Annotated in this window: 22 protein-coding genes; 8 read left to right on the top strand and 14 right to left on the bottom strand. The window is 52.9% G+C overall.

Annotated elements, in window-relative coordinates; genetic code table 11:
- Positions 1-118: 118 nt before the first annotated feature.
- Entirely contained in the window at positions 119-595 is a 477-nt protein-coding gene (gene ybaK, locus HVE01_RS01390) for a Cys-tRNA(Pro) deacylase (RefSeq protein WP_146941979.1), read from the bottom strand.
- Positions 596-698: 103 nt separating this feature from the next.
- On the opposite strand from ybaK, the gene HVE01_RS01385 reads away from it, so the two are divergent.
- On the top strand, positions 699-929 hold the full coding sequence (locus HVE01_RS01385; protein ID WP_307725258.1) for a DUF3008 family protein: 231 nt from the start codon (positions 699-701) through the stop codon (positions 927-929).
- Between the two features lie 25 nt (positions 930-954).
- Here the strand turns inward: HVE01_RS01385 and HVE01_RS01380 are convergent, their stop codons facing one another.
- The gene (locus HVE01_RS01380) at positions 955-1,818 is read right to left on the bottom strand and encodes a cation diffusion facilitator family transporter (RefSeq protein ID WP_089039537.1); all 864 of its coding nucleotides are present in this window, start codon (positions 1,816-1,818) and stop codon (positions 955-957) included.
- 107 nt (positions 1,819-1,925) lie between these two features.
- Here HVE01_RS01380 and HVE01_RS01375 point away from each other — a divergent pair, with 107 nt between their 5' ends.
- Positions 1,926-2,795, top strand: a complete 870-nt coding sequence (locus HVE01_RS01375; protein WP_089039538.1) for a LysR family transcriptional regulator — start codon at positions 1,926-1,928, stop codon at positions 2,793-2,795.
- 196 nt (positions 2,796-2,991) lie between these two features.
- Positions 2,992-4,401: a PhoH family protein gene (locus tag HVE01_RS01370; protein WP_089039539.1), complete on the top strand. Its 1,410-nt coding sequence runs from the start codon at positions 2,992-2,994 to the stop codon at positions 4,399-4,401.
- Positions 4,402-4,497: 96 nt separating this feature from the next.
- Here HVE01_RS01370 and HVE01_RS01365 read toward each other — a convergent pair whose 3' ends face one another.
- From HVE01_RS01365 to HVE01_RS01340, 6 genes are all read right to left on the bottom strand, one after another.
- Entirely contained in the window at positions 4,498-5,496 is a 999-nt protein-coding gene (locus HVE01_RS01365) for a YihY/virulence factor BrkB family protein (RefSeq protein ID WP_146941977.1), read from the bottom strand.
- The gene (locus HVE01_RS01360) at positions 5,497-6,162 is read right to left on the bottom strand and encodes an alpha/beta hydrolase (protein WP_146941975.1); all 666 of its coding nucleotides are present in this window, start codon (positions 6,160-6,162) and stop codon (positions 5,497-5,499) included.
- Positions 6,163-6,235: 73 nt separating this feature from the next.
- Positions 6,236-8,005 (bottom strand): SLC13 family permease, encoded by a 1,770-nt coding sequence (locus HVE01_RS01355; protein WP_146941973.1) that lies wholly within the window; start codon positions 8,003-8,005, stop codon positions 6,236-6,238.
- Positions 8,006-8,272: 267 nt separating this feature from the next.
- Complete coding sequence (locus tag HVE01_RS01350) at positions 8,273-8,476, bottom strand: cold-shock protein (protein WP_009101184.1); 204 nt, start codon at positions 8,474-8,476, stop codon at positions 8,273-8,275.
- A 190-nt stretch (positions 8,477-8,666) separates the two neighbouring features.
- A complete protein-coding gene (locus HVE01_RS01345) occupies positions 8,667-10,331 on the bottom strand; it encodes a GMC family oxidoreductase (RefSeq protein ID WP_146941971.1) in 1,665 nt (554 codons plus the stop codon).
- Between the two features lie 26 nt (positions 10,332-10,357).
- Positions 10,358-11,869: a CoA-acylating methylmalonate-semialdehyde dehydrogenase gene (locus tag HVE01_RS01340; protein ID WP_146941970.1), complete on the bottom strand. Its 1,512-nt coding sequence runs from the start codon at positions 11,867-11,869 to the stop codon at positions 10,358-10,360.
- A gap of 137 nt (positions 11,870-12,006) precedes the next feature.
- On the opposite strand from HVE01_RS01340, the gene HVE01_RS01330 reads away from it, so the two are divergent.
- The 3 genes from HVE01_RS01330 (at position 12,007) to HVE01_RS01320 (ending at position 15,215) form a co-directional block, all read left to right on the top strand.
- Positions 12,007-12,909 carry a LysR family transcriptional regulator gene (locus HVE01_RS01330; protein ID WP_146941968.1) on the top strand — a complete coding sequence of 301 codons (903 nt, stop codon included), beginning with the start codon at positions 12,007-12,009 and terminating at the stop codon, positions 12,907-12,909.
- An 89-nt stretch (positions 12,910-12,998) separates the two neighbouring features.
- On the top strand, positions 12,999-13,634 hold the full coding sequence (gene msrA, locus HVE01_RS01325) for a peptide-methionine (S)-S-oxide reductase MsrA (protein ID WP_146941966.1): 636 nt from the start codon (positions 12,999-13,001) through the stop codon (positions 13,632-13,634).
- A gap of 198 nt (positions 13,635-13,832) precedes the next feature.
- Positions 13,833-15,215, top strand: coding sequence for an NAD-dependent succinate-semialdehyde dehydrogenase (locus HVE01_RS01320; protein WP_146941964.1), 1,383 nt, complete (start codon positions 13,833-13,835; stop codon positions 15,213-15,215).
- Positions 15,216-15,313: 98 nt separating this feature from the next.
- Here HVE01_RS01320 and HVE01_RS01315 read toward each other — a convergent pair whose 3' ends face one another.
- The 5 genes from HVE01_RS01315 to HVE01_RS01295 all read right to left on the bottom strand — a co-directional run bounded on the left by HVE01_RS01315 (position 15,314) and on the right by HVE01_RS01295 (position 22,724).
- Positions 15,314-15,793 carry a phosphatidylglycerophosphatase A family protein gene (locus HVE01_RS01315; RefSeq protein ID WP_146941962.1) on the bottom strand — a complete coding sequence of 160 codons (480 nt, stop codon included), beginning with the start codon at positions 15,791-15,793 and terminating at the stop codon, positions 15,314-15,316.
- Positions 15,793-16,566 carry a tellurite resistance TerB family protein gene (locus tag HVE01_RS01310; RefSeq protein ID WP_146941960.1) on the bottom strand — a complete coding sequence of 258 codons (774 nt, stop codon included), beginning with the start codon at positions 16,564-16,566 and terminating at the stop codon, positions 15,793-15,795. Before HVE01_RS01310 ends, HVE01_RS01315 begins: the two co-directional genes overlap by 1 nt.
- A gap of 135 nt (positions 16,567-16,701) precedes the next feature.
- Positions 16,702-19,767 carry an AAA family ATPase gene (locus HVE01_RS01305; RefSeq protein WP_146941958.1) on the bottom strand — a complete coding sequence of 1,022 codons (3,066 nt, stop codon included), beginning with the start codon at positions 19,765-19,767 and terminating at the stop codon, positions 16,702-16,704.
- Positions 19,764-20,912, bottom strand: coding sequence for an exonuclease SbcCD subunit D (locus tag HVE01_RS01300; protein WP_146941956.1), 1,149 nt, complete (start codon positions 20,910-20,912; stop codon positions 19,764-19,766). Before HVE01_RS01300 ends, HVE01_RS01305 begins: the two co-directional genes overlap by 4 nt.
- A gap of 171 nt (positions 20,913-21,083) precedes the next feature.
- On the bottom strand, positions 21,084-22,724 hold the full coding sequence (locus tag HVE01_RS01295) for an SLC13 family permease (protein ID WP_125753734.1): 1,641 nt from the start codon (positions 22,722-22,724) through the stop codon (positions 21,084-21,086).
- 270 nt (positions 22,725-22,994) lie between these two features.
- Here HVE01_RS01295 and HVE01_RS01290 point away from each other — a divergent pair, with 270 nt between their 5' ends.
- Positions 22,995-23,615, top strand: coding sequence for a CDP-alcohol phosphatidyltransferase family protein (locus HVE01_RS01290; protein WP_125750637.1), 621 nt, complete (start codon positions 22,995-22,997; stop codon positions 23,613-23,615).
- A gap of 145 nt (positions 23,616-23,760) precedes the next feature.
- Here HVE01_RS01290 and HVE01_RS01285 read toward each other — a convergent pair whose 3' ends face one another.
- A complete protein-coding gene (locus tag HVE01_RS01285; RefSeq protein ID WP_125750640.1) occupies positions 23,761-24,090 on the bottom strand; it encodes a hypothetical protein in 330 nt (109 codons plus the stop codon).
- Positions 24,091-24,339: 249 nt separating this feature from the next.
- Between HVE01_RS01285 and sstT the strand changes: the two genes are divergently transcribed.
- A complete protein-coding gene (sstT, locus tag HVE01_RS01280; RefSeq protein ID WP_146942141.1) occupies positions 24,340-25,575 on the top strand; it encodes a serine/threonine transporter SstT in 1,236 nt (411 codons plus the stop codon).
- Positions 25,576-25,603: the final 28 nt, after the last annotated feature.

Genomic DNA, 25,603 nt, shown 5'->3' with positions numbered 1-25,603 from the left:
GCACCATACCAGAAAGCACCCATCTATGCCTTGGCAAGGATAGGCGAACGGTACAACATAAGCGGCTACTAGGCTCATAGATGAGTGGTTGCTAGCCCCCTAGATAGTAGATCAGAAATTAGGAAAGAGCCGTTGCTAGCGCTGCAAAACGCCCCTGGCATAACGCTGCTAAGTCGTTCGGAGTCAGCTCAATCTCCAGCCCACGTCGCCCCGCGCTTACATAAAGTGTCGAAAATGTCTGCGCCGAGTCGTCGATAAACGTAGGCAGACGCTTTTTCTGGCCCAGCGGGCTAACGCCACCAAGCACATACCCTGTGGCCCGCTCCACGTCAGCGGGCGCCGCCATTGCCGCTTTTTTCGCCCCTGCCGCTTTAGCAATTTGCTTTAACCCCAGTTGACTGGTGACCGGTACAATACCAACGGCCAGCTGCTTACCATCTAGGGTAACGACCAAGGTTTTAAACACTTGCTGAGCGGCAACAGCCAGTTTTTCAGCTGCCTCCAGCCCGTAAGATTGCGCAGCAGCATCGTGTTGATACTCATGGATCTGAAACGCAATGCCTGCATGTTTCGCGCTATTAATCGCCGGTGTCATGTAATTCTCTTAAGTTAACATCATCAGCTCGTCTGAAAAGGACACTTCTCTCTACCAAGTTTAATATCGTGATTGGTTTAATAAAGTCAACTGACAGGCGTCAGTGATATTAAAGCAACTTCCAAAGCACAGCAGAAAGCTGCGGGGGGCGGTGCTTTCTGCCAAGCGTGGTGAAAAAAAGCCTAGCGAACTTTATGACGCTTCCAAAGGCCTGTCCCAAGATCTGTCCAAAGACATATCCAAAGACATGCATGGCTCCAAGAGCGCAGAGGAACTTGAAGGGATGACAAGCACTCAGCGCAAAGATAAACCTCAAAAGAGAGTAAGTGACTAAACGTTACTAGCAAAAAGCCGGGGGATTAAGTAACTAATGTAATGCTGGTCACTGCACGCAAGTTACGCAGCTTACAATGCTGCTCCACACTTTCGACAATTTCTTCAGCATCATTGATTTGCTGCTTATCTAACTGAATATCTACCATTAAAAAACTACCAACTTGGGCTAAACGCACGTCTTCGTTGGTAATATCAAAATCTGCTACCTCTTGCACCACGTCCTGACGAACGCTGTCTAATGGTTTGCCAAACATCAATTCGCGCAGCGCACCGCGTACCATGCGAATAGGAATTGGTAAGAAGTATCCGGCGATAATCAGCACCATCACAGGGTCAGCAAAACGCGCTAGATGAGCCCAAGGGGTAAACGTTAACCCCCACGTAAGCGCAAAGCCCAGCATCACAGCGGCACTCAGCCATGTATCCATTTGCCACTGGCGCAGCTCGGCGGCCAGCAGTGATGAACGCGCAATTCGGGCATAGCGCTTCAACCACCACCAAGAAAGTAAACAACCTGCCACATTCACCACGCCAAACATCAGCGCAAGATCTAACGTTACCAGCCGCCCGCCTTGTGCAAGGCTCCACACAGCAGACACCATTGAGAACAGACACACTAACGCGATCACTACGCCTTTAAGCAGTACAGCCAACGGCTCTACGGTCAGCCGCCCAAAGGGGTAATGATCATCGGCAGGTTTGCTCGCTTGCTGTAACGCAAACAACGACAGCGATGCCAGCACTAAACTTAATAGCGAATAGCCACTATCGAATAAAACAGTAATTGATCCACTGGCAAGCCCAAGCGCAAGACCGGTAAAGGCAAACAGGCTGGCTGAGACAGCAGAGAATCTGAGCGCACGACGCTCGGCGACAAAGGGGGTCACGCGAAATACTCCAGTAAAGTGTGTTAAACCCAGCGCATAATAGTGAGTACACTCACGTTTCACCAATCGCTCAGCGCCAACTTTTTTGGCTCTCCACGGAGTAACCTATGCGCGCAGAACAAGTGCAGGCGTTTATTGACGTTACTGAACACGGCTCCTTTGCAGCGGCCGCGCGGCACACAGGGATAAAGCGCAGCACCCTCAGTGCCACAGTGAATGCTTTAGAGGATAGCCTAGGGGTCGTGTTGTTCGAGCGCTCAGGCAATAGCCTACAGCTCACGGCGGTAGGTGAAAGCGTGCTGCCGGACTGCTACCGCCTGCTGACAAGTGCCAGCCGAATAAAAAAACACTGCCAACAGCACCTGCAAGGCGTAGAAAGCCAGCTGTGCATTGCCAGGGATGATGCGTTGCCTGAAGCATTTTGGCGACAAGTCATGCACGATTTAAAGCAGCGCTATCCGCTTACGGCCATCTCGGTATATTTATTGCCTCCTCAAGAGCACCCACAGTTCGTCCTTCGCCAAACCGTCGATATCGCCTTTGGCTTGTATACCGCTGAAGGGGCCGACGTAAGTGCTAGTAATCTAGCCCCGGTGAGCATGTGCCTAGTAGCGGCAACCTCGCACCCACTAAGCCGCTTACCCAGCGTTACCCGCGATGATCTCGCCCAATATACTCAGGTGTGCTTAACCTATGAGCAGGGCGATAAGCTAGTCAGTGAGGCACTTTTTTCGACAAACTACCTAGGGCTGACCATGTTCGAGGTCATTCGCGATGCCGCTATCAATGGCACTGGCTGGGCACTACTACCCTATCCATTAGTGAAAGAAGCCATAGAAAGCCATCAGCTTTGCGCGCTAAATCATGACCTCGCCCTGGACAGCCACTATTATCGCTACGTAGAAGGTGAAAGTCTGGGCGTGGTCGCTACCGCGCTGCTAACCAAGGTGTCACGCTTTTTAGGCACGACTCGGTGATACTTTGTCATAACGTTGAAATAGAGCATTGGAAAAAATTGCTTATGCCTTCCACTCTGTTAAGGAACTTGTAAAAAAGTGCTACATAAGGAGATCAAAAGGACACGCTAGAGAACCGGCACAGGTGAGTGTCATCTAAGCGTAAAGTGCATCTGCCAGTGTCGATGTTGCCGTCAACTAAGGAGTAGTTTCCACGATGGTACGACTCGATAAGAAAGCGACTAGGCTGTATGTCCTAGACACGAATGTCCTTATCCACGACCCCGCCGCGCTCTACCATTTTGATGAGCACGACGTTGTTATCCCCATGACTGTTCTCGAGGAGCTAGACAAGCATAAAAACGGCATCAGAGAGATCGCCCGTACGGCGCGCCAAATTAGCCGTACGCTTTCCGATTTAACCAGCCAAGTCACCTTCGACGAAATTCAGAAAGGCATTCCTATTCCTCGCATCAGTGGAGAATCAGGCCGCCTCCATTTTTTGTGCTACAACGACCTTAAACCCTTCGACTCCCTTGATGACAACCCCGACAACCGTATTCTGGCGGAAACCTGCCGGTTACGCGATGAGCGTCCGGATGCTTCCGTCATCCTGATCACTAAAGATATCAACCTGAGGGTGAAAGCTGCCGCGCTAAAAGTGCCGGTGGAAGATTACCTGAATGATCGCGCCTATTCTGACAGCGATGCCATGATTGAAGGCGCACAGGTTTACGCCACTGCCGGACAGGATGGTGCTTCGCTGTGGGAAGCGCTCAATGTCGACGTCACCGTTGAACGTGTCGACCACCACACCTTTTATCAGCTAAGTGGCAACATGCCTCGCCATTGGCATGTCGGCATGCTGGTCTCCGATAGCGAAAATGGCGCTGAGTTTGAAGCCATTGTCCGTGAGCTTTCGCCGTCATCTGCCCGACTACAGCTACTTACCAACTACCGTCACCATGCGGGCGTATGGGGCGTTCATGCTCACGACAGCCGCCAAAACTTCACCCTCAACCTACTGATGGATCCAGACATTGATCTGGTCACCATTGCTGGTAATGCAGGCACCGGCAAAACCTTTATGACACTCGCCGCAGCGTTCCAGCAAACACTGGATGCCAAACTATTTGAGCGCATTGTGTTTACCCGTGCACCGATCCCCATGGGCGAAGATATTGGTTTCTTACCAGGCACCGAAGAGGAGAAAATGTCACCGTGGATGGGCGCCTTCCACGACAATATGGACAACCTATTGCGTAACGAAGAAGGGGAATCTAGCTGGGATAATGGTGCGACTCGGCAGTTAATTGGCTCTAGGGTACAGATTCGCGCACCAAGCTTTATGCGTGGGCGTACCTTAAACGATACGTTCTTGATCATTGATGAGGCACAAAACTTCACCCCCAAACAACTGAAGTCACTGGTAACCCGAGCGGGTCGAAATACCAAAATTGTCTGTTTAGGCAACGTGGGCCAGATCGACACGCCCTACCTCACCGCTAACACCTGTGGCATGGCGGCTGTTGTCGAACGATTCAGGGATTGGCCCCATGCAGGGCACATCACCCTGAAAAGCGTTGAACGTTCACGCTTGGCGCTGGCTGCCGAAGAGCTGTTGTAACGTTTGCCGCAAAAACCCTACCGATTCCACACTTCCACTAAACAACACCGCTCAGCTTGGCTGGGCGGTGTTGATTGGTGCACATCGCTGTCGGGGTCATTTATCCTGCAACTGGCGTCGCGCATCAACATTTTCGCTATTCCAGGGATTTTCCACGCCCACCGTGTCGGCAGCAAATGCCTGACGCTCGCCAATAGAGCGAGCAGCTCCCACCGTTGTGTCGTTGCAGGTCTGGCGCTCCATTTCGCAGTTAAGTTCGGCACCAAACAGCACCACAAACGCTGACAGCCAAAACCACAGCATTAGCGCCACAACAGCACCAAGAGAGCCATACAGCTCACTAAAGGTAGAAAAGTAACGTGCGTAAAGCGACAAGCCGCCTGAGCCTAATAACCACATAGTGGTGGCAAACAGCGTGCCATAGCTTAACCAGCACCACTGGGCAGAACGCCGATAAGGCGCGTAACGATACAGCAAAGCAATAAGCACGCTCATCAGTAACAGCAGCGCGGGCCAACGCAGCCATTTCAAAATACTATCCAGCGGTGGCTCAATCGTCAGCGCATCCACCACTATCGGCACAATGGCGATAAACCCTAGTGACACTAGCGTCATTATGATCAAGCCAAAGGTCAACGATACCAGCACGACACCACGCAGCAATAACGGGCGCTTTTCGTGTTCGCCATACACTACGTTTAAGCCAACCACTAACACAGAAACACTTTTCGATGCGATGTACATGGCAACTAACAGCCCCGCAAGCGCTGTCATCACATTGCCAGACTCTGTCGTCTCGACCACCTCTTGAGCCTGCTGGTCAATTAATTTTGCCGCATCCGGTGGCATAAAGCGGCTAATTTCGTAAAGCTGGCGGCCTGCCTCAACAGGATCAAACAGCAAACCCCAAAGAGAAATAACGGCGGCAATGGTCGGAAATAGCGCCAGCAGGGCATAAAAAGCGATGCCCGCAGCAAAGATAGTAATCCGATCCCGACGTGCAGCACGCACTACACGCCAAATAATATCGAGCCACCCCTCACGAGGGATATCACTAGGTACGCCAGCTCTACGACCACGGTACTGCTTACCCACTTAGCTCAACCGCTCGCTCAACCACTTGCCAATATCATTTACCTGCTGCGGGCATAGCGCATGCGCCATCGGATACTGGCGATAATTAACCGTGTAGCCCATTTCTTTTAGGCGTTCGACACCACTGCGACCCAGAGTCTCAGGAACGATAGGGTCGAAATTCCCATGATGCACTTCGATGGGTATCTCACGATTGGATTCAGCTACATCGATGCTATCGGCTGTCGCAAAATAGGTCGACATAGCCAACAGTCCGCCAAGAGGCTGAGGGAACGAAAGTGCCGCCTGATAAGCGACTGCGCCACCTTGGGAAAAACCCGCGACGATAATACGACGGCTGTCGATCCCTTGATCAATCTGTTCTTCAATCAGTGCCTGGATACGTTCGGCAGACGTTTTCAGCTGCACTTCATCTACCCGACGCCCTAAGTCCATAGCGAGAATATCGTACCACGCGGGCATCACCATGCCGCCATTAATAGTGACCGGCAAGCGCGGTGCATGGGGCATAATAAAACGCACATGCGCTGAGTCCGGTAGCGTCAGGGCTGGCACTAGCGGCTCGAAATCGTGCCCATCGGCACCCAATCCGTGAATAATAAACACGCACGCATCGGCGGGTTGACCATTTTGCGGTTCAATAATCAGTTCGCCTGGGGCTGTCATGGGCTCTTTCCTTGCTAACGTTAAAAGCGCCACCCTAGCGTAAAGTGACGCGTTGGGCGAGTCATTTGCCTGCTTAAAGCGGCCAAACCAGTGGAATAAGGGTTAAGGCAATGGCGCCCGTCAAAAGGTTTAAGCCACCACCAACACGCAAGAAATCACTAACTCGGTAGCCGCCAGGACCATGGACCATAAGGTTCGTTTGGTAACCAATTGGCGTTAAAAAACTCGCCGAGGCAGCAAACATTACCGCCACCACGTAGGGCATCGGGTTAACCCCCAGGCTTTCTGCTGCTGCCATGACCACCGGAAAAATGATCACCGCAGCGGCATTATTGGTTACCAACTCGGTTAACATTGCCACGACGCAATAAGTGGCAATTAATAGCAACAGCGGGTTACCCGCCACCAACGATAGAACATTGCCCGCCAGGAAATCCGCCGCGCCGGATGTTTGTAGCGCAGCCCCCACCCCGAACGATGCTGCAATGGTCAACAACACTTGCGTATCCAGGCCACGCTTAGCAGCGCCCACGGAACAACAACCGGTTAACAGCGCGAGCGCCGCGCCCAACATGGCAGCATTGAGCATACTTAAGACACCTAATGCCGCCAACAGCACCGCCCCCAACAGAATCGCCCAAGCCAGCGGGGCTTTCTCATGCACAGGCCGCGCTGAGCCGTTCAACTCGCTAATTAAAAGAAAGTCTTTCGATTGGCGATGGCGCTCAATGAACGGAGGGCGCGCTTCTAACAGCAGCACATCAGCAGGTTGCAAACGGACTTGACCTAAGTTGCCGGTTACCCGCTCGCCGCCACGACAGATTGCTAGGACAGCAGCGCCATATAGCGTTCTAAAACGGCCGTCACGAATCCGCTGTCCAATAAACTGGCACTGGTTCGATACCACCGCTTCAACCAAGCGACGCTCTTTAAACTCTTTTTCCAAACTCGACGCGGCGTCACGAGAAGGGATGAGTCCACGAATCTGCTGTAGCTCTACAGCGGCATCCGAGGTACCCACAAAAACGAGTCGGTCACCTGCCTTTAGCTGCTCGCCTGGCCCCACCACACTCACCACATTACCTGCACGCTCAATTTCAACTAGAAAAAGCTCTTGAAGATGGCGTAACCCAGCTTCTTCCACCGTACGGTCAACCAGCACTCCCGCAGGATCAACTTCCATTTCGATAGTGAACTCGCGAGGGTTAGCAAACGCTTTCGACATCCCCTCTCGTGAGGGCAATAAGCGTGGCCCTAAGAAGATAAGATAAGCAAGCCCCACCAGCGCAACAGGAACGCCTACCCACGCTAAATCAAATAGACCCATCTCAAGCGCGGGATAGCGCTCTACTAACAAACCATGCACAACTAAGTTAGTACTGGTACCAAACAGTGTAATGGTACCGCCGAGAATGGAAGCAAAGCTGAGCGGCATTAACAGCCGTTGAGGAGAAAGCCTTAGTCGTCGACTCCAGCTCATGACAGCAGGGATGTAGGTAGCCACTACGGGCGTGTTATTGAGAAAGCCGCTCAGCGATGCCACGGGTAACAGCAGCCGAACAAGCGCGCCCCGTTCACTGTTAGGACGCCCCAGAACATAGCGAATAATCAGGTCAATGCCGCCCGTTTCACGAATACTGGCAACCAGCACATACATAAAGGCCACGGTGAACAAGCCACTGTTAGAAAAACCGCCCAGCGCCTGCTGAGGGTCAATGACACCTAAGGTCATTAACACCACGACGGCACCAAGCAGAATAATGTCTGGCCCCAATCGAGACAGTGTCATTAACGGGAAGATAGTGAGCACTACCCCCACGGCTATCCAAGCATCCAGCGACATATCCTGCATCCCTAACCTAAAATCTTAGGAGCATTGTGCCGCCTCGAGGATATTCTAAAAAGTTATTTTTAGAAACACAGTAAGAACAAAAAAGAATATGGGCGTGTGGCGTGTGGCGTGTGGCGTGTGGCGTGTGGCGTGTGGCGTGTGGCGTGTGGCGTGTGGCGTGTGCAGGGTATTGACTAAGCAGCAACAAAAAACCCCGCTTTCGCGGGGTTTTTTAGCATATTAGCGTTAACCGCTAACAGCGAACATCATCGTTTCTAATTAAAGAACTTTGATGTTGGAAGCCTGAAGGCCTTTTTTACCCTGAGTGACGTCGAAGGAAACCTTCTGACCGTCTTGCAGAGTTTTGAAGCCGTCAGCTTGAATTTCAGAGAAATGCGCGAACAGATCGTCGCCATTGTCGTCCGGAGAAATGAAGCCGAAGCCTTTAGTGTCGTTAAACCACTTAACGGTACCAGTTGCCATGATCGAAATCCTCGATGTAGCTTGATGTAGAGCCGGGTAATACCCGAGTTGCAGTGGGTAGAACAAGAAACTTTCACCAGACTAAACGCTTGGGCGTTTCGATACTGCTGACAACGTTCGACTTGCTAACCAACTGCATTCAGCATGCGCTTAACTTAGCCGCACGTCAATACAATGATGAAAAAAAATGTCAGGATGATGACTGATCCGCAACTGCCATCCACCCTGCTGCTTTCTCAGCAATCATTAAGGTAGGTGAGTTGGTATTACCGCTGGTAATGGTCGGCATAATACTGGCGTCCACTACTCGTAGCCCGCTCACCCCCTTGACACGCAGCTTGGAATCCACCACGGCGTCCGGATCGTCGTCACGGCCCATTTTCGCCGTCCCGACGGGGTGAAAGATCGTGGTCCCAATATCGCCCGCCAATTTGGCCAGCTCTTCGTCGCTTTGATACTGCAAGCCAGGTTTAAACTCTTCTGGCTGATACTTAGCGAATGCCTGCTGCTCGGCAATCCGCCGCGTAACCCGTAATGAGTCTGCCGCCACCTTGCGGTCTTCTTGGGTGCTCAGATAGTTAGGCTCTATGGCGGGCGCCGTTTGTGGATCACGGTTTTTGATCCTTACCGAGCCACGGCTTGTAGGGTTAAGGTTGCAGACACTGGCAGTAATCGCCGGGAAGTCGTGTAACGGCTGGCCAAACGCATCAAGGCTTAATGGCTGTACGTGGTACTCGATGTTAGCGTGCTGATACTCGTCAGAACTACGCGTAAAGATACATAACTGAGAAGGCGCCATGCTCATCGGCCCCCGACGTTTCAGCACGTATTCTAAACCAATCATGGCTTTACCCAACAGAGTACTGGCCATAGTGTTCAGCGTTTTTGCCCCTTTTACTTTATAGACGGAGCGAATCTGCAAGTGATCCTGCAAGTTTTCGCCTACGCCGGGTAGCGCTGACACCACCTCAATACAGTGTTGTTGTAATAACTCCGGCGCGCCAATACCGGAAAGCTGCAGAATCTGTGGCGAACCGATAGCGCCAGCACTCAGCACAACTTCTTTATTGGCTGTCACGTTGATCGTTGTGCCTTCACGCAAAAGCTCAGCGCCCGTGCAGCGTGGCTGGCCATCTTGTGGTTCAAATAGCAGACGATTGACGTGGGTAGAGTGCCAGATCGTTAGATTGGTGCGTTGCTTGATCGGCCGCAAAAACGCTTTAGAAGTATTCCAGCGCCAGCCATTGCGCTGGTTGACCTCAAAATAGTTAACGCCTTCGTTATCACCACGATTGAAATCGTCAGTGCGCGGAATACCCGCTTGCACCGCCGCTTCAGCGAAATCATCTAGCACTTGCCAGCTTAAGCGCTGTTTTTCGATCCGCCATTCGCCACCATGGCCATGATAACGGCGATGATCGGCGTCGCCATCACCGCCTTCATCCAAACGGTGGTGGTTTTCGTGTTTCATGAAATCTGGCAAGCAGTTGTCCCACCGCCAGGCATCATCGCCGGTCAACTCGGCCCAGTGATCGTAATCGCGTGCCTGACCACGTAGATAAAGCATGCCATTAATACTGGAACAGCCACCTAGCGTTTTACCCCGAGGATAAATCAGTGAGCGACCATTGAGCCCTTTGTCAGGCTCAGTACGAAACAGCCAGTCTGTGCGCGGGTTGTTAATGCAGTAAAGATAGCCCACCGGGATATGAATCCAGTGGTAGTTATCCGGCCCACCCGCTTCAATTAGCAGCACCTTATTATTTGGATTAGCACTGAGTCTATTAGCCATCAGGCACCCTGCGGTGCCTGCGCCGATCACAATATAATCGAAGTTATTAGCAGCATGTGACATGAACTGGTTCCCGTAACGTGATGGCGTTACTTCGCCGTAGGCATCACAAACTCAGCGCCTGAATCAATCGAGTCTGACCAACGCTGCATAATGGATTTCTGTTTGGTATAGAAACGCACGCCCTCTTCGCCATAAGCATGCGTATCGCCAAACAGCGAACGCTTCCAGCCGCCAAACCCATGCCACGCCATAGGCACCGGAATGGGCACATTGATACCGACCATGCCCACCTGAATACGGCGACCAAATTCCCGTGCAACACTACCGCTCTCAGTGAAGCAGCTCACTCCATTACCAAATTCATGGTCATTGATCAGCTGAATGGCGGTGGCAATATCCGGCACTCGAATACAAGCCAGCACTGGGCCGAATATCTCTTCTTTGTATATGGTCATCTCAGGGGTGACATGATCAAACAGAGTGCCGCCCATCCAGAAGCCTTCAGCACAGCCGTCACCAGTTTGCGCGGCATCGAATTCTCGGCCATCCACCACCAAGTGTGCGCCTTCCTCTATGCCTTTATTGATGTAACCGGTAATCCGCTCATGGGCCTGGCGGGTAACAATCGGCCCCATCTCCGCATCCAACTGCATGCCGTCCTTAACTTTCAGCGCCTTGGCACGTTCAGCCAACTGAGCTACCACACCATCCGCCACATCGCCCACCAGCACCGCCACGCTGATTGCCATACAACGTTCGCCCGCCGAGCCGTAGGCAGCACCAATCAGGGCATCCACCGCCTTATCCAGGTTGGCATCTGGCATCACGACCATATGATTTTTAGCGCCACCCAGTGCTTGCACCCGCTTGCCGTGCTTAGCGCCGCGCTCGTAAATCAGGTTAGCAATCGGCGTAGAACCAACAAATGACAACGCTTTAACATCCGGATGGTCGATCAACGCTTCAACGCTGTCTTTATCGCCCTGAACCACGTTGAATACGCCATCCGGCAGCCCTGCCTGCTTGAGCAGATCGGCGATCATCAGCGAAGCACTGGGGTCAAGCGGACTAGGCTTGAGGATGAAGGTATTGCCCGTAGCAATCGCAATCGGGAACATCCACATCGGTACCATAACCGGGAAGTTGAACGGCGTAATACCCGCTACCACGCCCAATGGCTGTCGCATGGTCCAGTTATCAATCCCGGTGCTTACCTGCTCCGTATAATCGCCCTTTAACAACTGGGGAATACCGCAAGCGAATTCAACGATATCAATCCCGCGGGCAACTTCGCCCTGGGCATCGGTAAACACTTTGCCATGCTCTTTAGTAATTGCTTCCGCCAGCACATCTTTATGGGTGTTGAGCAGCTCCAAAAACTTGAACATTACCCGTGCCCGGCGAATGGGTGGGGTGTCTGCCCAAGTAGGAAATGCCGCTTTAGCGGCTTGCACAGCACTATCAACATCGTGTGCAGAGGCGAGCACCACGTTTCCGGTGACGTTACCCGTCGCAGGATTAAATACATTTTGCGAAAGACTCGAGCTTCCCTGGCTGATCTGCCCATTAATGAAATGGTTAATAGTGGTTGTTGTCATGTGGCTACCTTTATAAGCAGATTAAAATAACGAATTAAGTATCGACAGATTAACCAGCCCTGCGAGGCAATCAATTGAGTATTTTTTAACCAGGATATAAGCTTTTCAAATAACACAGCGACAACAGGTGCTCGCTTATGCAAGAAAACTCTGCGCTACGGGCATTTGTAGCCGTCGCACGTACCGGAAGCGTTTCACGGGCAGCTGACCAGCTCTGCCTGACTCAACCCGCCGTCAGTCTAAAGTTGAAGCAGCTTCAGCAGCACTTAGGGTTAACCCTATTCACCCGTCGCCCTCAGGGGTTAACGCTCACTGCCGATGGCTATGCGTTATTACCCGCCGCAGAAAATGCCCTGGCCAGCGCCCTGGCCTTTGAGCAACGCGCTAGCGCATTGCACAGCACCCTGCGTGGAAAACTAAAAATCGGCACGATTGTTGATCCGGAATTTATTCGCCTGGGCAAATTTCTCAGCCGATTGATGGCCCGCGCCCCTCAACTGGAAACCGAGTTGCATCACGGAATGAGTGGCAACGTATTAACGAGGGTGGAGCAAGGCGAACTGGATGTAGGCTTTTTTCTCGCTCCTCCCGGTGAGGGTTCAGGAAGCGACCTCCTTGCTTGGCGTGAGCTGACCCACTTCCACTACCACGTCATTGCTCCAGCAGGCTGGGAAACCAAACTGTTAGATACTCGCTGGGAAGCTCTAGCCAAGCTTCCCTGGATAGTCACTCCCCCAGTCTCAGCGCACCACCGACTGCTAGATCGCGTCCTAACCTCAAGTGGCGCCACGCCGAATAGGGTTGCCCAAGTAGATCAAGAAGCTTGTATGCTGGATTTAGTCCGTGCGGGAGTGGGTCTAAGCTTAGCAAGGGATGCGCTGGCAATGGCCGAACGCCAGGAAAGCGGTTTGGCTGTAGCCGAAAATGTGCGCCTGCCCTGCGCACTTAGCATGATATGGCGCAAAGAACGCGCTGCGGAACCGGCGCTCAAAGCAGCCCTGGATACGTTAGACACAGTATGGCCTTACCGGCTGGGGTAGCGAATAGGTTATGTAAGGTAGTCGCCACCGTTGCCACTAATTGACTCTACAGCGAGCGATAACTCACTACGTCTACTGGAGTGATTACCATGATTCGATTCCAGCTTTTTCGCCCCTTATCTCAGCCCTTAACGCTGTGTGTCATAGCTGCCGCAGGTCTCGCCAGCACGCCACTCCATGCTCAGTCTAATGCGGAAGCTACGTTTGCTGGCGGCTGTTTTTGGTGCATGGAACCTCCCTACGATAAGCAGCCCGGCGTCAGCGCCACTACTTCTGGTTATATGGGCGGCGAGCTTGAAAACCCTAGCTACGAACAAATTTCTCGCGGCGGCACTGGCCACATCGAAGTAGTGCAAATCAGCTATGATGACAGCCAAATCAGCTACGAGCAGTTGTTAGAGATTTTCTGGCGCAATATTGATCCTTTCGCCGTAGACCGCCAGTTTTGCGACAGCGGCGACCAGTACCGCTCAGCCATTTTTTACCATAGTGAAGAACAGCGGAAACTAGCAGAAGCGTCGAAGGCTGACATGGAAGGGCGCTTTGGCCAGGCTATAGCGACTGAAATAACTCCCGCCAGCGAGTTTTGGGAAGCTGAAGAGTACCACCAGGATTACTATCAAAAGAATCCACTACGCTATCGGTTCTATCGCTTGAGCTGTGGTCGGGACAATCGCCTGGAAGAGGTATGGGGCGAAGAGGCCGGTGGGCCAATATTTGAGTAGCCTACCTTAACGCGCAAGTTTAACGGAACATTTTTTACCGATGACTGCCCTAGAGGGAGCGCTGTAGTTAAGACGCTAACAATCAATTTGGGCAAACCGGCGTTTTTCTACTAGAGTGGAGAATCAACATTAATAGACCAGTCGGCTAATAACTGGTCTATTCTTTAACGCCCCGTTGATCAAAAGATAGGAGATCTTATGAGCAACAGCATCACCACCGTCAACCCGGCCACCGGCGAAACGCTTGAGACTTATGCGCTAATGGATGCCAGCCAGGCCAAGCAGATTGTCGAGGCTAGCCATGAAGCGTTTCTTGATTGGCGACTTAAACCACTTGAGCAGCGCGCTAAGGTAGTCAAAGCCATTGGCGAAGCGCTTAACGCCAATAAAGAAGAGCTTGCCGAACTGATGGTGAATGAAATGGGCAAGCTACCCAGCCAAGCCCGCCAGGAAGTCGAGCTTTGCGCGGGTATATGTAATTACACCGCGAAACATGGCCCCACTATATTAGCTGACGAACAGCGCAACCCCAGCAACGGCGAGCGTGGCATTGTTACTTACTCTCCTATGGGCGTTATCTATGGCATACAGCCGTGGAACTTCCCCGCTTATCAAGTAGTGCGTTACTCCATCGCCAACATTATGGCGGGTAATAGCGTGCTACTAAAACATGCTGAGAATGTCACTGGCAGTGGCCTACTGCTCGAAAAGATTTACCGTGAGGCTGGCCTACCAGAAAACGTTTTCCGCACGATCATTGTCTCTCACGATGTATCTGATGAGGTGATTGCACACAAGGCGGTTCGTGGCGTCACGCTTACGGGTAGTGATGGTGCAGGACGTAAAGTAGCGGCAAAAGCCGCCGAACACCTGAAAAAAACCGTACTGGAGTTGGGCTCAAACGATGCCTATTTGGTGCTGGATGATGCCGATCTCGATGTTGCCGTCAAAACCTGTGTCACTGGCCGTGTGTTTAATACCGGACAGACCTGTGTGGCTGCAAAACGCTTCGTAGTGACCGACGCTAACTATGAAGCGTTCAAAGCGCGTTTTGTGGAAAAAATGAAGGCGCTGAAGGTAGGCGACCCCAGGGCAGATGACACTCACTTAGGCCCCATGGCGCGAGTTGACCTTCGCGATGCTCTCCACGAGCAGGTGGAGCAGAGTGTGCGTAAAGGCGCAAAAATCCTCTGCGGCGGCGAAAAACCATCTGGCAAAGGCGCGTTTTACCCAGTGACCGTGCTGGAGAACGTAACGCCCGGCCAGCCCGCCTACGATGACGAGCTATTCGGACCAGTCGCGGCGCTCATTCGCGCTAAAGACGACGAAGACGCCATGCGCATTGCCAACGACAGCCGTTATGGCCTCGGTGGAGGCATCATCTCTAAAGACGTGCAGCGTGCCACTGAGCTTGCCAGCAAGTACTTCGACACTGGCATGGTGTTTATCAATGGCTTTGGAGTTGCCACCCCGGAAATGCCGTTTGGTGGCGTTAAAGACTCGGGCTATGGGCGTGAGCATGGCGGTTTTGGCATGCTTGAGTTCGTTAACGCAAAGTCGGTCATTGTTGTTAAAGAGTGAGGCGATAAACGCTCAGAACCATAGGCCATAAAACGAACGCGCCGCTAGCTTTCAACAGGCTAGCGGCGCTTTTTTCATTACTCGTATTATTAGCAGTTTTAATGTTGCTCTGCGGTTCGGCGCTGCCAAAACTTCACTATCAGGGCCATCACTACCCACGTCACTAACGCCGCAATAACATCGTCTAACACAATACCAAAGCCACCCTGCACATACTCTGCCAAATGAATTGGCGGCGGCTTCAGCGAATCAAAGAAGCGATAAATAACGAATGCCAACGCCATCACCAGTGGATGGCGTGCTGCTTGCAGCCCAATAACCGCTAGCGGGAACGCCAAGTACTCATCGGCAACAATGCTGCCATGATCTAACCCTGCGTAGTGCCACGCAGCGACGTGACAAATCGGCACTGCAAGTGTCAGCAGAACAGCGATGATAACGCCCTGCTGCACCAGCGGTCGGCTTAACAACCACCATGCTAAGGGAATGCCCAGCAGCGAACCAACCGTACCCGGCGCGACTGGCGCTAGCCCCAGCCCAAAGCCGGTGGCTAGCCAAAAATTAAAGGTATCCAGCATTAACCTGCCTGCTGCGCCTGGCGCTCAAGCTCGGCAGCCATGTCGGGCGAGAGATTCAGCGCACTTGCCAATTGATCCAACCAAGCGCGCTCCATGGGATTTTGATCATCGGTCACCGCAACGCTGATCAGATACATCTCGCGGGCAGCCTGGGGAGAGTCAGCTTCACGGGCGAGTGTCTGAGCATCCAGCGGAGCATTGAGCTGCTGCTCGACCCAGCGGTGCATCTCCTGATCGGCACCTAGCGCATCGATCTGCTCTGTGATGAGTGCCTGCTCTTGCTCATCAATATGGCCATCGGCCCTGGCGGCCATAATCATTGCTTGCAACAGCTCAAGGCTGCGCCGCTCTTGATACTCACCGCTAAGCACTTCTACCCGTTCGCCCTCGGATGCATTTTGACCAGCACTGGACGAGCTAGCCGCATTTTTCCCTTCCTGGGAGCTTTGCCATGCTTTCCAGGCCAGCATGCCCACACCAGCAATTGCGCCGTACTTGAGCGCTTTACCGCCCATGCTACGACCACGCTTAGAGCCAATGAGCATGCCCATTGCGCCACCACCTAATAGGCTCTTAATATCAAAACCGCTAGAGCCGCCCCCTTGCCGCGAGCCCTGGCCTGCGCTACTGCTACCACCGCCTAGCTGGCGCGATAGCCCATCAATAACGCCTTTAACATCGATACCGCTTCCGCTGTTTCCACCACTGCTTCCACTACTTCTGCTGCCGCTGGCCTGCTTCATCAACTGTTGTAAAATCTTGCTTGCGTTCATCCTTGTACTCCTACGTGGATAGTATCTAAGTGGATAGTATCTAAGTGGATAGTATCTCTAGGGCTCGCTAGACGCTTCGCTTCCGTTATAAAACATGCTGTATGAACGCAGCATGAATTAACGCCACCCTAGGCATTAAACAAGCGCGCCCTTCACTTCCACCGAGCTACCAAATCGGCTGGCACGCACTTCAACACGGACAGGCATTTGCTCTTTGAGTTCGCTGACATGAGAGATAATGCCGATCATTCGCCCGCCCATTTGTAACTCACTGAGCATCGCAATCGCTTGGTCTAATGCATCCTGATCAAGGCTACCAAAGCCCTCATCAATAAATAGCGTATCCAACTGAATCCCGCCTGCGTAGGCCTGCACCACGTCAGAAAGCCCTAGTGCCAACGCCAAGGCCGCCATAAAGGACTCGCCGCCGGAAAGCGTCGCTACCGAACGGCTCTTACCGGTGTAGGTATCGGCCACATCCAGCTCCAATCCCGAAGCTTTGTTGCCCTTGGATGGGTCTTCGCGTCGTACCAACTGGTAGCGCCCGCGGCTCATACGCACCAGCCGTTCAGACGCCTGAATCAGTACATCATCGAGTAGCACACCCAGTACAAACCGCTGCAAGCTAATGCGATTACCGGTGCGCCCGTTCGCCACTTCGCTTAATGTCCCCCACACCCGATACTGGGCTTCAAGCTTGGCCTGGGCCGCACGGGCGGTGGTAAGTTTCTGGTGAACACCCTGCAGCGTATTTAGCCGCCCATCTAGCGCCCGCCATGCATCGAGTTGAGTATGCTCCTCCGCCTGGGCGGCTTCGGTGAGTGTGGTGAGTGCGACGAGATCTGGCGGCGTTTTTTCGGCCAGCTGGGCGTGGTAATTGTGTAGCGCGCCGTCAAGTTCAGCCAAACGGCGTTGATACGCCTCTACGTGGCGAGCCAAATCTTGCCGCTGGTTATCCTCTAGCTGAGCCGCCTGAAAATCAGCTTCGCAGTCAAACGAACTTGCCTGTAGCGCTATTTGCCACTCAGCCTGGGCCTGCTCAAGCGCTTGCTGGTTACGCGCCAGCTGTTGGTTTGCACTGCGCAGCTGCTCTTCTGCCCGCGCCTGCTGGGTTTCGCTCGTCGAAAGCACCTGCTGTGCACGCTCCCAAGCCTGTTCAAGCTCAGCAATTTGGTTATCAAGTTCAGTGAGCGTTTGGCGCATGGCTAACGGGTTACGGGCATCTTCTGGCAGTGACTGGCTTAATTGATCGCGCTGGCTCGCTAGCCGTAACGCCTCCTCTTTGGCCTTTTCAACCGCAGGCCGCTGGGCTTTGAGCTGTTTGTCCAGCGTGCCCCAGCTGCTACGTAGCTCGTCACGGGCAGCGCTTTGCCGGTTAATCTCGCTCTCGACCTGTTGCCGACGCGCGACTTGGCGGCGCAATTGTTCGCAGGCCTGTTGCAGCTCAAACGGCGGTTGGCTGGCCCACTCACCAAGCAGGTGACTAAGGCGCTGCGCCTGCTCAGCGTTATAGCTAAGCTGTTGTGCTAATTGTTGCTCCTGACGCTCGGCGGTTTGGAAGGCGTGGCGGGCCTGTTCCTGGGCTGAACGGGCTTCTTCTACCTGCGCTTGGGTAACAATATCAGCATGCTGAACCGCTGGGGATGGATGTTCAATGCTGCCACACACCGGGCAAGGTGCATCCGCTTCCAGAGTGAGCGCTAACAGTGCGGCTTGCCCTTGGTGCCAGCGCATCTCTTGCTCGGTTGCGTGGCGCTTAGCCTGTTCTGCTTCGCTGCGCCGACCTTGAAGTGCCGCCGTTGCCTGCTGTTGTTGAGCGACAAGTTCACGCCCCTGCCGCATCAGCGCCTCCAACTCCTGTCGCTGAGCTAGCAGGCTCTCATGGCGGCTCAGCTCTGCAGGGGCGCTGGCCAACTGCTGACTTTCCGTTTGCAGCTGCTCAAGCGTAACGCTTAGCGCTTCACCTTGCTGACGAATACCGTCTAACTGAGCTTCATCACGTTTTAGTATGTCATCGGCTTGCTGCCAAGCGGTTTGTGCCGCTTGCCAGCGCGCTTCAAGCTCACTTAACTGCTGGCTTTTGTGGATAAACTCGCCCAACTGACGATGGCGCTCGCGCAGTGCAGGTAGTTCGGTCTGGCGTTGGCGCGCCGCTTCAAAGGTACGCTTGGCTTGTTGAGTATTCGTACGCTGGGTAGTCAGCGCGGCATCGGCCTGTCGCTGCTCCTCTTGAGCGGTAGTGAGTGATTGCAGGGCCTGGACTAACGCAGCACTGTAAGGTCGCAGCGCTTGAGCGTGGTCGCTTTGGGTCAAGCGGCTCTGAAAGGCCGTTATTTGCGCCTGCTGCTCAAGGTGGCGTGCTTTCTCTGCGGCGAGGCTGTCCCGCGCTTCAAATTGGCGCTGTAACGCTTGGGCTTCATCTCGTCGCTGTTCAGCACTACGGCGTTGCCGCTGAGCGGTTTCAAAACGCTGACGGGCTTGCCCTACTTGCGGCGTTAGCGCCTCTACTTCTTGCGCCAATGCCGCTTCGCTTTCCAGCTCGCCACCAGCCAAAATGCCGCTGATATGCTGGCGGTGATCATTCACCGCTCGCTCTATCTGATTCGCCTGGGTACGCAGGCGCTCTTCAATACGCTGAAAAATCTGGGTTTGAAATAGCTGCGAAAAAATTTTCTCGCGGTCTTTCGATTCCGCTAACAACAGTTCACGAAACTTCCCCTGGGGGAGCACCATTACTTGGCGGAATTGATTAGCATCCAGACCTATTAAAGCGTGCAGCTGGCTGTTGGCATCGGTGACCTTACGCGCCACCAAACATTCATCCTCATCACCTTCAAGGGTCAGCCGCCACAGCTGGGCTTCAGCACTTTGTGTGGTTGTGCCTTCACCAGTGGCCTTGGGGCGCTCCTGCTGGGGCACTCGGCGCACTCGGTAAGCACTATCACGCAGGCGAAAATCCAAGCTGACCTCGGTCAACAAGCTAGCAGCAGCTTGGTCGCAGCGCATTTGGCCGGCATCGCGGTCATTACCGGTGGTCTGGCCGTAAAGCGCAAAACAGATGGCATCTAATATCGAGCTTTTCCCTGCGCCCGTGGGGCCGTTAATCAGAAACAACGGGCTTTTGCCCAGCGCAGTAAAGTCGATCGTTTCGCTGCCAGCAAAGGGGCCAAACGCCCGCATGGTGAGCGTCAACGGCGTCATGACTGGCTCTCCTGCTCACGGCTTAGGGTGGTGATGAGTTCGCGCATGGCACTGGCCTGCTCATCACTCATGTTGCCCCCGCTGGTTTGGCTAAAAAAATCACTAAACATATCCAACGCGCTGAACTGCAGCCGTTCGCGATCTAACTGCTGACGCCCTTGGGCTTCCAGCATGCCGGGCTTTTCTAAATGCAACACGTTGGGGTAGACCTCGCGTAGCTTGCCCATGGGGTCAAGAATCGCATGGCGGTCGGTCAAACGAACGAGTAGATAGTCATCGGCTTGGGTATCGGTTTTGCCTTGTGTTAGCAGCCCGGCCAGTTCGCCTTCCAGCACACGGACCTCTCGGCGCGGCGTCAGCGGGCGGTGTTCGATCTGGCTCACACCCTCGGGGCCAATATCCACCAGCGTGACGCCTTTGCGCTGGTTAGCCTCTGAAAAGCTGTATTTAAGCAACGAGCCGCTGTAGCGAATATGCTCACCACCGCGATATTGCGGTCCATGAAGGTGGCCTAAGGCGACATAGTCAAACGACTGCATCGGCTCCCAAGCGACGCTTTCCGCGCCTCCCAAGGTTAACGGTCGCTCTGAATCACTGGCGCTGCCGCCATCTACAAAGCAGTGGCTCATAAGCACAGTAGGTCGGCCCGCTTGGCGCTGGGCGTTGATACGTTCAACTAAGTAACGGTGGGCGCTGTCGAAATCGCGGACATCCACCGAAAACTGGCTGCGCACATACTCCGGGTCAGCGTAGGGAATACCGAACACATCCACCTCTTCCCCATTAATCGACAGTGTCACCGGGTGATCGCAGGCAGATAGATCAGACAAAATATGCAGCCCTGCTTGGCGCAGGTGCCGCGCCCCAAACCCGAGTCGCTCAGCGCCGTCGTGGTTGCCGGAAATCATAATCACCGGTAGGCCACGCTTTTCACACAGCTCGCCAAGCACCTCATCTAACAGGGTGACGGCAGCGGATGGCGGCACCGAACGGTCGTAGATATCGCCTGCAACCAGCACAGCATCCACCGCATCGCGGTCAATAATATCCAGGAGCTGGTTCAGCACATGGCGCTGGTCTTCCAGCAGAGAGAGGTTGTGAAACAGCCGCCCTAGATGCCAATCGGCGGTATGAAGTAGTCGCATGGCAGGCTCAACGCAAAAAAATATGCCCCATCATAGCAATCTGCCTTCCAAACTGTCCGTCACGCAGCACAAAAAGCTATCTACCAAAGCTATCTACCAAAGCTATCTACCAAAGCTCTCTACAAAAAGCCCCGCACATGGCGGGGCTTAAGCAACAGTAGTGACTGGCGGTTAGTCGCGGAACGCGTCCGGATAGGTGGTTAAGTCAATACCCCACATGAGGGGCAATAAGAAATAAACCGCTGCGACGATCAGCAGTAGCGCGAAAATATTCAGCCAGAACCCATTGCGTACCATTTCGATAATTTTGATTTTTCCGGTCGCAAAAATAATCGCGTTGGGAGGTGTGCCCACCGGCAGCATAAAGGCGCAGTTAGCTGCCATGGCAGCAGGTACCATTAGCACGAACGGATGGATATCCAACGCCAGCGCCAACGAGGCAAGCACCGGAAGAATCATCGTGGCCGTTGCTGTATTGGAGGTAATCTCGGTCAAGAACAACACCATTCCAGCGGCTAACAAGATCACTAGCAAGAAGTTAACGCCTTCCAGCACGCTCATCTGGCCACCAATCCAGGCAGCTAAACCAGAAGAACCAAAACCAGCAGCAATTGCCAAGCCACCGCCAAATAACAGCAGAATGCCCCAAGGCACGTCTTTGGCAATATCCCACCCCAGCAGGCAGCCGCCTTTGCTTGGCGAGGGAATTAAGAACAGCGCAATCGCCGCCACAATGGCAATCATCGTGTCGTTAATACCTGGGATGGTGAGTATTTGGCCTTGCCACAGGAAAGAACGGGTAATCCAGAAAAACGCCGCTAACAGGAAAACGACCAGCACGGCTTTCTCTTCAAAGGTGATCTTACCCAGCGCGGCCTTTTCCTTAGCAATGAGCGCTTTGCCACCCGGAAGGTTGCTGAAGTTAATCGGGTAAATAAAGCGTGTCAGCATTAGCCAACCAATAAACAGCAGCACCACTACGACCGGGAAAGCAAACATCATCCAACTGGCAAAGGTAATTTCAACGCCAAACAGCTCATTCACAATCGCTGCCAGAATAATATTGGGAGGTGTACCAATCAGGGTACCCAAACCGCCGATAGTGCCGCCGTAACCAACGCCAAAAATCAGCGCTTTACTGAATTTATCGATGTCTTCGCTATGATCACCCTCGCTCTTATTAAGCTCCTGGGTTACCTGATAGACAATCGCGGTGCCAATAGGCAGCATCATCATGACCGACGCCGTGTTGGATACCCACATCGACAAAAAGCCAGTGGCCGCCATAAAGCCGAACACAATACTGTTAATGCTGGTGCCCAATACCGAAATAATGGTGAGGGCAATACGCTTATGCAGATCCCACTTTTCCATCGCCAGAGCAATCATAAAACCGCCGAGGAAAAGGAAGATAATAGGGTTGCCGTATGCTGCCGTAACCGCACTACTCTCAAGGGCGCCGGTGATCGGCAGCAATACAATGGGCAAAAGTGACGTAACAGGAATAGGGATGGCTTCGGTAATCCACCACACGGCCACCCAAAGCGTAGTGGCAAGTACCATGCGGCCTTCTAAGCTAAGCTCCGCCGGATGAAAAAACAGCAGCACGAAGGCAAACAGCATCGGTCCTAGCACTAGCCCAACCTTTTGAGCAGTCGTATAGGCAGGTGGCTTTGGCGGTTTGCTACCCGAATGTTGTTGCTCACCTGACTTAGCAGAGGATGAGCGTCCAGCGCCGGCGGCTGGCAACGCACACATAAGTAGGTTTTTGGCTTGGTCATGGGAGTGCCAAAGCGACTCCCAGAGTGTCATAGTGGCAGTTCTGCGCATTATCAAAGTACCGTTCGCAGTCAGGTGATCGAAAGGGAGCTTCTCTCAGCTCCTCCTATGGCGTATTTAAACCAGCCTAGCTGGCTTTTTGGTGCCCTTTATTCACTGCAGCCAGGTATTAGTCCAGCGAATTGACGAAAACTACAACCAAAGTCTAACAACTTTAGTTGTAGCTGTTAGCGCTCCTTACCCTGATGTGACACGGCACTTTTATCCCGCTAGGTTTGAGTCTTTTTCCAGGGAGGTACTCACATGCTCGACCGTTTTACTATGCCGTTGACCCATCGACCACTTGCCAGTATGGCTCGGCATCTCAACAACCAGCAGATTACCCCTGACCAAGTTACCTTAGTGGCTTTTTTAGTGGGTATCAGCGCGCTACCGCTATTAGCCTTTGAATATTATGTTTTGGCACTGATGGCGATTTTATTGAACCGCCTCGGTGATGGGCTTGATGGTGCACTTGCCCGGCTAAGCGGCCAGCAAAGCGATGCGGGTGGGTTCATTGATATCGGGTTAGATTTTGTCTTTTATGCTGCGGTAGTACTGGGATTCGCGCTGGCTAACCCTGGGCAAAATGCGCTGGCAGCAGCGGTATTGCTATTCGCATTTATCGGCACAGGGACATCGTTTTTAGCCTTTGCTATTGCGGCGAAAGCACGCAATGTTGAACGGCCAAACTTTCCACAAAAGGCATTTTACTATTTAGAGGGGTTAACCGAAGGCACAGAGACCGTGATCGCGTTAGTACTCTTTTGCCTATTTCCTGACTATTTTCCATGGTTAGCGGGCCTATTCGCAGTCGCTTGCCTAATCACGACTGCCACGCGGCTATGGGGAGGCTATTGGACATTGCGGTCGTGGCCAAGGTGATAATTCTATCTCTATGCGATTAAAAGCCAATCTCGTTCTTATCACGCCACTAGCTAACCAATGGCTATATAAACGGCTTGCCTCTATGCCGAAGATTCATCAGCCGAGTTGCTGTTAAGGGAGGCAAACCGTTTAGAATTTCTTATCAGTCTAAATCATCTAGCGTAACCACAAGATCCCGGGTAGATACATCTACCTTCCAGAAGGTGTAACTGTCGTCGTCTTCATCGACTAAACGAATATCGAAGTAGGGACTGTCATACCCCGTGATCGCCACCCGTTGAGTATCACCATCCATCAAGACGTCATTACCGAGCACATCCTCTTCCCAGCTTTTTGAGTCGACGGGGCTTATATACATGTAATACAAGATATAGCCCGTACGATTAGTGATATCGATATGGTAGTCGGCAGCCATTGCAAGCGAAGAGCTACACAGTACCAGCAGTGCAGCGAATAACACTTTAATGCGCATTGATAAGTTCCCTGTTCTTTTCTCTTTCTTTTAAGAGAAGCGATAGATTGCAATCTAGTATCGCCAAGATCAAAACATAGCGATCAGCACATTATATCGTCAGTTACTTATCTAATTGAGAGCCTTAGCCAAGTTTTTCCTGCCACTGCCCGCGAGATACTCACAGCTGGTAGAATGCTGTCCCTTTCAGGCACGTCCACGGCCTATCGCCACAACGTTTCCCCCTTTCTACTACCTGAGAGTCGCGCAATGATCGCCACCGTCTACACCGTGTTCCAGCCACTTTTCCGGCTGGGCCTTATCCCGCAGATTTTAATTGGCATTGTTGCCGGGATATTTATCGCCCTTTTCACACCGGACATTGCAGGCAATGTGGCACTGCTTGGTCAGCTATTTATTGCCGCGCTGCAAGCAGTGGCTCCTATTTTAGTCTTTGTGCTGGTTACCGCTGCCATCGCTGCCCACAAGAAAGGCCAACCCACTCACATTCGCCCCGTGCTCATACTGTATGTGGTAGGCACATTAGTCGCTGCGCTAATTGCAGTGGCGGCAAGCTTTCTATTCCCTACCGAACTTGCATTGAATGCGGAGCAAATTGACGGCAATCCACCTGGGGATATTTTTAGCGTTTTAAGGGATCTGTTATTAAATGCGGTGGCTAACCCGGTAAGTGCGCTGATGGAAGCGAACTTTATCGCTATCCTGGCATGGGCCATTGGCCTTGGCTTAATGCTACGCCAAGCCAGCGACACCACCCGCCAAGCGTTAAACGATTTATCTACTGCTGTCACCCGCATTGTCACGCTGGTAATTCGCTTAGCGCCGATTGGCATCTTTGGCTTAGTCGCGGGAACCTTGGCAGAGTCAGGGGTAGAGGCATTGCTCAACTACGCTCAACTGCTAGGGGTCATCGTAGGCTGTATGCTGTTTGTTGCTCTTGTTAGCAATCCGCTGCTCGTTTATCTCACTACCCGTCAGAACCCTTACCCACTGGTGTTTACCTGCCTGCGCGGCAGTGCCATTACCGCCTTCTTTACCCGCAGCTCAGCGGCAAATATTCCCGTAAATTTAGAGCTGTGTCGCCGTCTAAAGCTGGATGCCGATACCTACGCTATTTCAATTCCGCTTGGTGCGACGATCAACATGTGTGGTGCAGCAATCACCATAACGGTGATTACCTTGGCGACCACCCATACGCTAGGCATTACCGTTGACTTCCCCACTGCCCTACTACTGTGTGTGGTGTCTGCACTGGCTGCCTGCGGTGTTTCAGGCGTAGCCGGTGGCTCGCTGATGCTCATTCCGATGGCCGCCAACCTATTTGGCATTCCCACAGAAGTCGCCATGCAAGCAGTAGCAATTGGCTTTGTCATCAGCGTGGTACAAGACGCGACCGAAACTGCGCTGAATTCCTCAACGGATGTGCTATTCACTGCTGCCGCCTGCCGAGCCCGTCAACCCTCCGGTTCTGACCACAGGTTATAACGCAATTTGGTTGACTTCTCGCTGTTCC

Source organism: Vreelandella venusta (genome assembly GCF_007989605.1).
Classification (GTDB): Bacteria; Pseudomonadota; Gammaproteobacteria; order Pseudomonadales; family Halomonadaceae; genus Vreelandella; species Vreelandella venusta.
This window is presented reverse-complemented; position numbering and strand designations above follow the sequence as displayed.

Coding starts and splice junctions, on each gene's coding strand:
- ybaK (WP_146941979.1), bottom strand. CDS start 595: ATGACACCGGCGATTAATAGCGCGAAACATGCAGGCATTGCGTTTCAG.
- HVE01_RS01375 (WP_089039538.1), top strand. CDS start 1,926: ATGCGCGCAGAACAAGTGCAGGCGTTTATTGACGTTACTGAACACGGC.
- HVE01_RS01370 (WP_089039539.1), top strand. CDS start 2,992: ATGGTACGACTCGATAAGAAAGCGACTAGGCTGTATGTCCTAGACACG.
- HVE01_RS01360 (WP_146941975.1), bottom strand. CDS start 6,162: ATGACAGCCCCAGGCGAACTGATTATTGAACCGCAAAATGGTCAACCC.
- HVE01_RS01355 (WP_146941973.1), bottom strand. CDS start 8,005: ATGTCGCTGGATGCTTGGATAGCCGTGGGGGTAGTGCTCACTATCTTC.
- HVE01_RS01350 (WP_009101184.1), bottom strand. CDS start 8,476: ATGGCAACTGGTACCGTTAAGTGGTTTAACGACACTAAAGGCTTCGGC.
- HVE01_RS01345 (WP_146941971.1), bottom strand. CDS start 10,331: ATGTCACATGCTGCTAATAACTTCGATTATATTGTGATCGGCGCAGGC.
- HVE01_RS01340 (WP_146941970.1), bottom strand. CDS start 11,869: ATGACAACAACCACTATTAACCATTTCATTAATGGGCAGATCAGCCAG.
- HVE01_RS01330 (WP_146941968.1), top strand. CDS start 12,007: ATGCAAGAAAACTCTGCGCTACGGGCATTTGTAGCCGTCGCACGTACC.
- msrA (WP_146941966.1), top strand. CDS start 12,999: ATGATTCGATTCCAGCTTTTTCGCCCCTTATCTCAGCCCTTAACGCTG.
- HVE01_RS01320 (WP_146941964.1), top strand. CDS start 13,833: ATGAGCAACAGCATCACCACCGTCAACCCGGCCACCGGCGAAACGCTT.
- HVE01_RS01315 (WP_146941962.1), bottom strand. CDS start 15,793: ATGCTGGATACCTTTAATTTTTGGCTAGCCACCGGCTTTGGGCTGGGG.
- HVE01_RS01310 (WP_146941960.1), bottom strand. CDS start 16,566: ATGAACGCAAGCAAGATTTTACAACAGTTGATGAAGCAGGCCAGCGGC.
- HVE01_RS01305 (WP_146941958.1), bottom strand. CDS start 19,767: ATGACGCCGTTGACGCTCACCATGCGGGCGTTTGGCCCCTTTGCTGGC.
- HVE01_RS01300 (WP_146941956.1), bottom strand. CDS start 20,912: ATGCGACTACTTCATACCGCCGATTGGCATCTAGGGCGGCTGTTTCAC.
- HVE01_RS01295 (WP_125753734.1), bottom strand. CDS start 22,724: ATGACACTCTGGGAGTCGCTTTGGCACTCCCATGACCAAGCCAAAAAC.
- HVE01_RS01290 (WP_125750637.1), top strand. CDS start 22,995: ATGCTCGACCGTTTTACTATGCCGTTGACCCATCGACCACTTGCCAGT.
- HVE01_RS01285 (WP_125750640.1), bottom strand. CDS start 24,090: ATGCGCATTAAAGTGTTATTCGCTGCACTGCTGGTACTGTGTAGCTCT.
- sstT (WP_146942141.1), top strand. CDS start 24,340: ATGATCGCCACCGTCTACACCGTGTTCCAGCCACTTTTCCGGCTGGGC.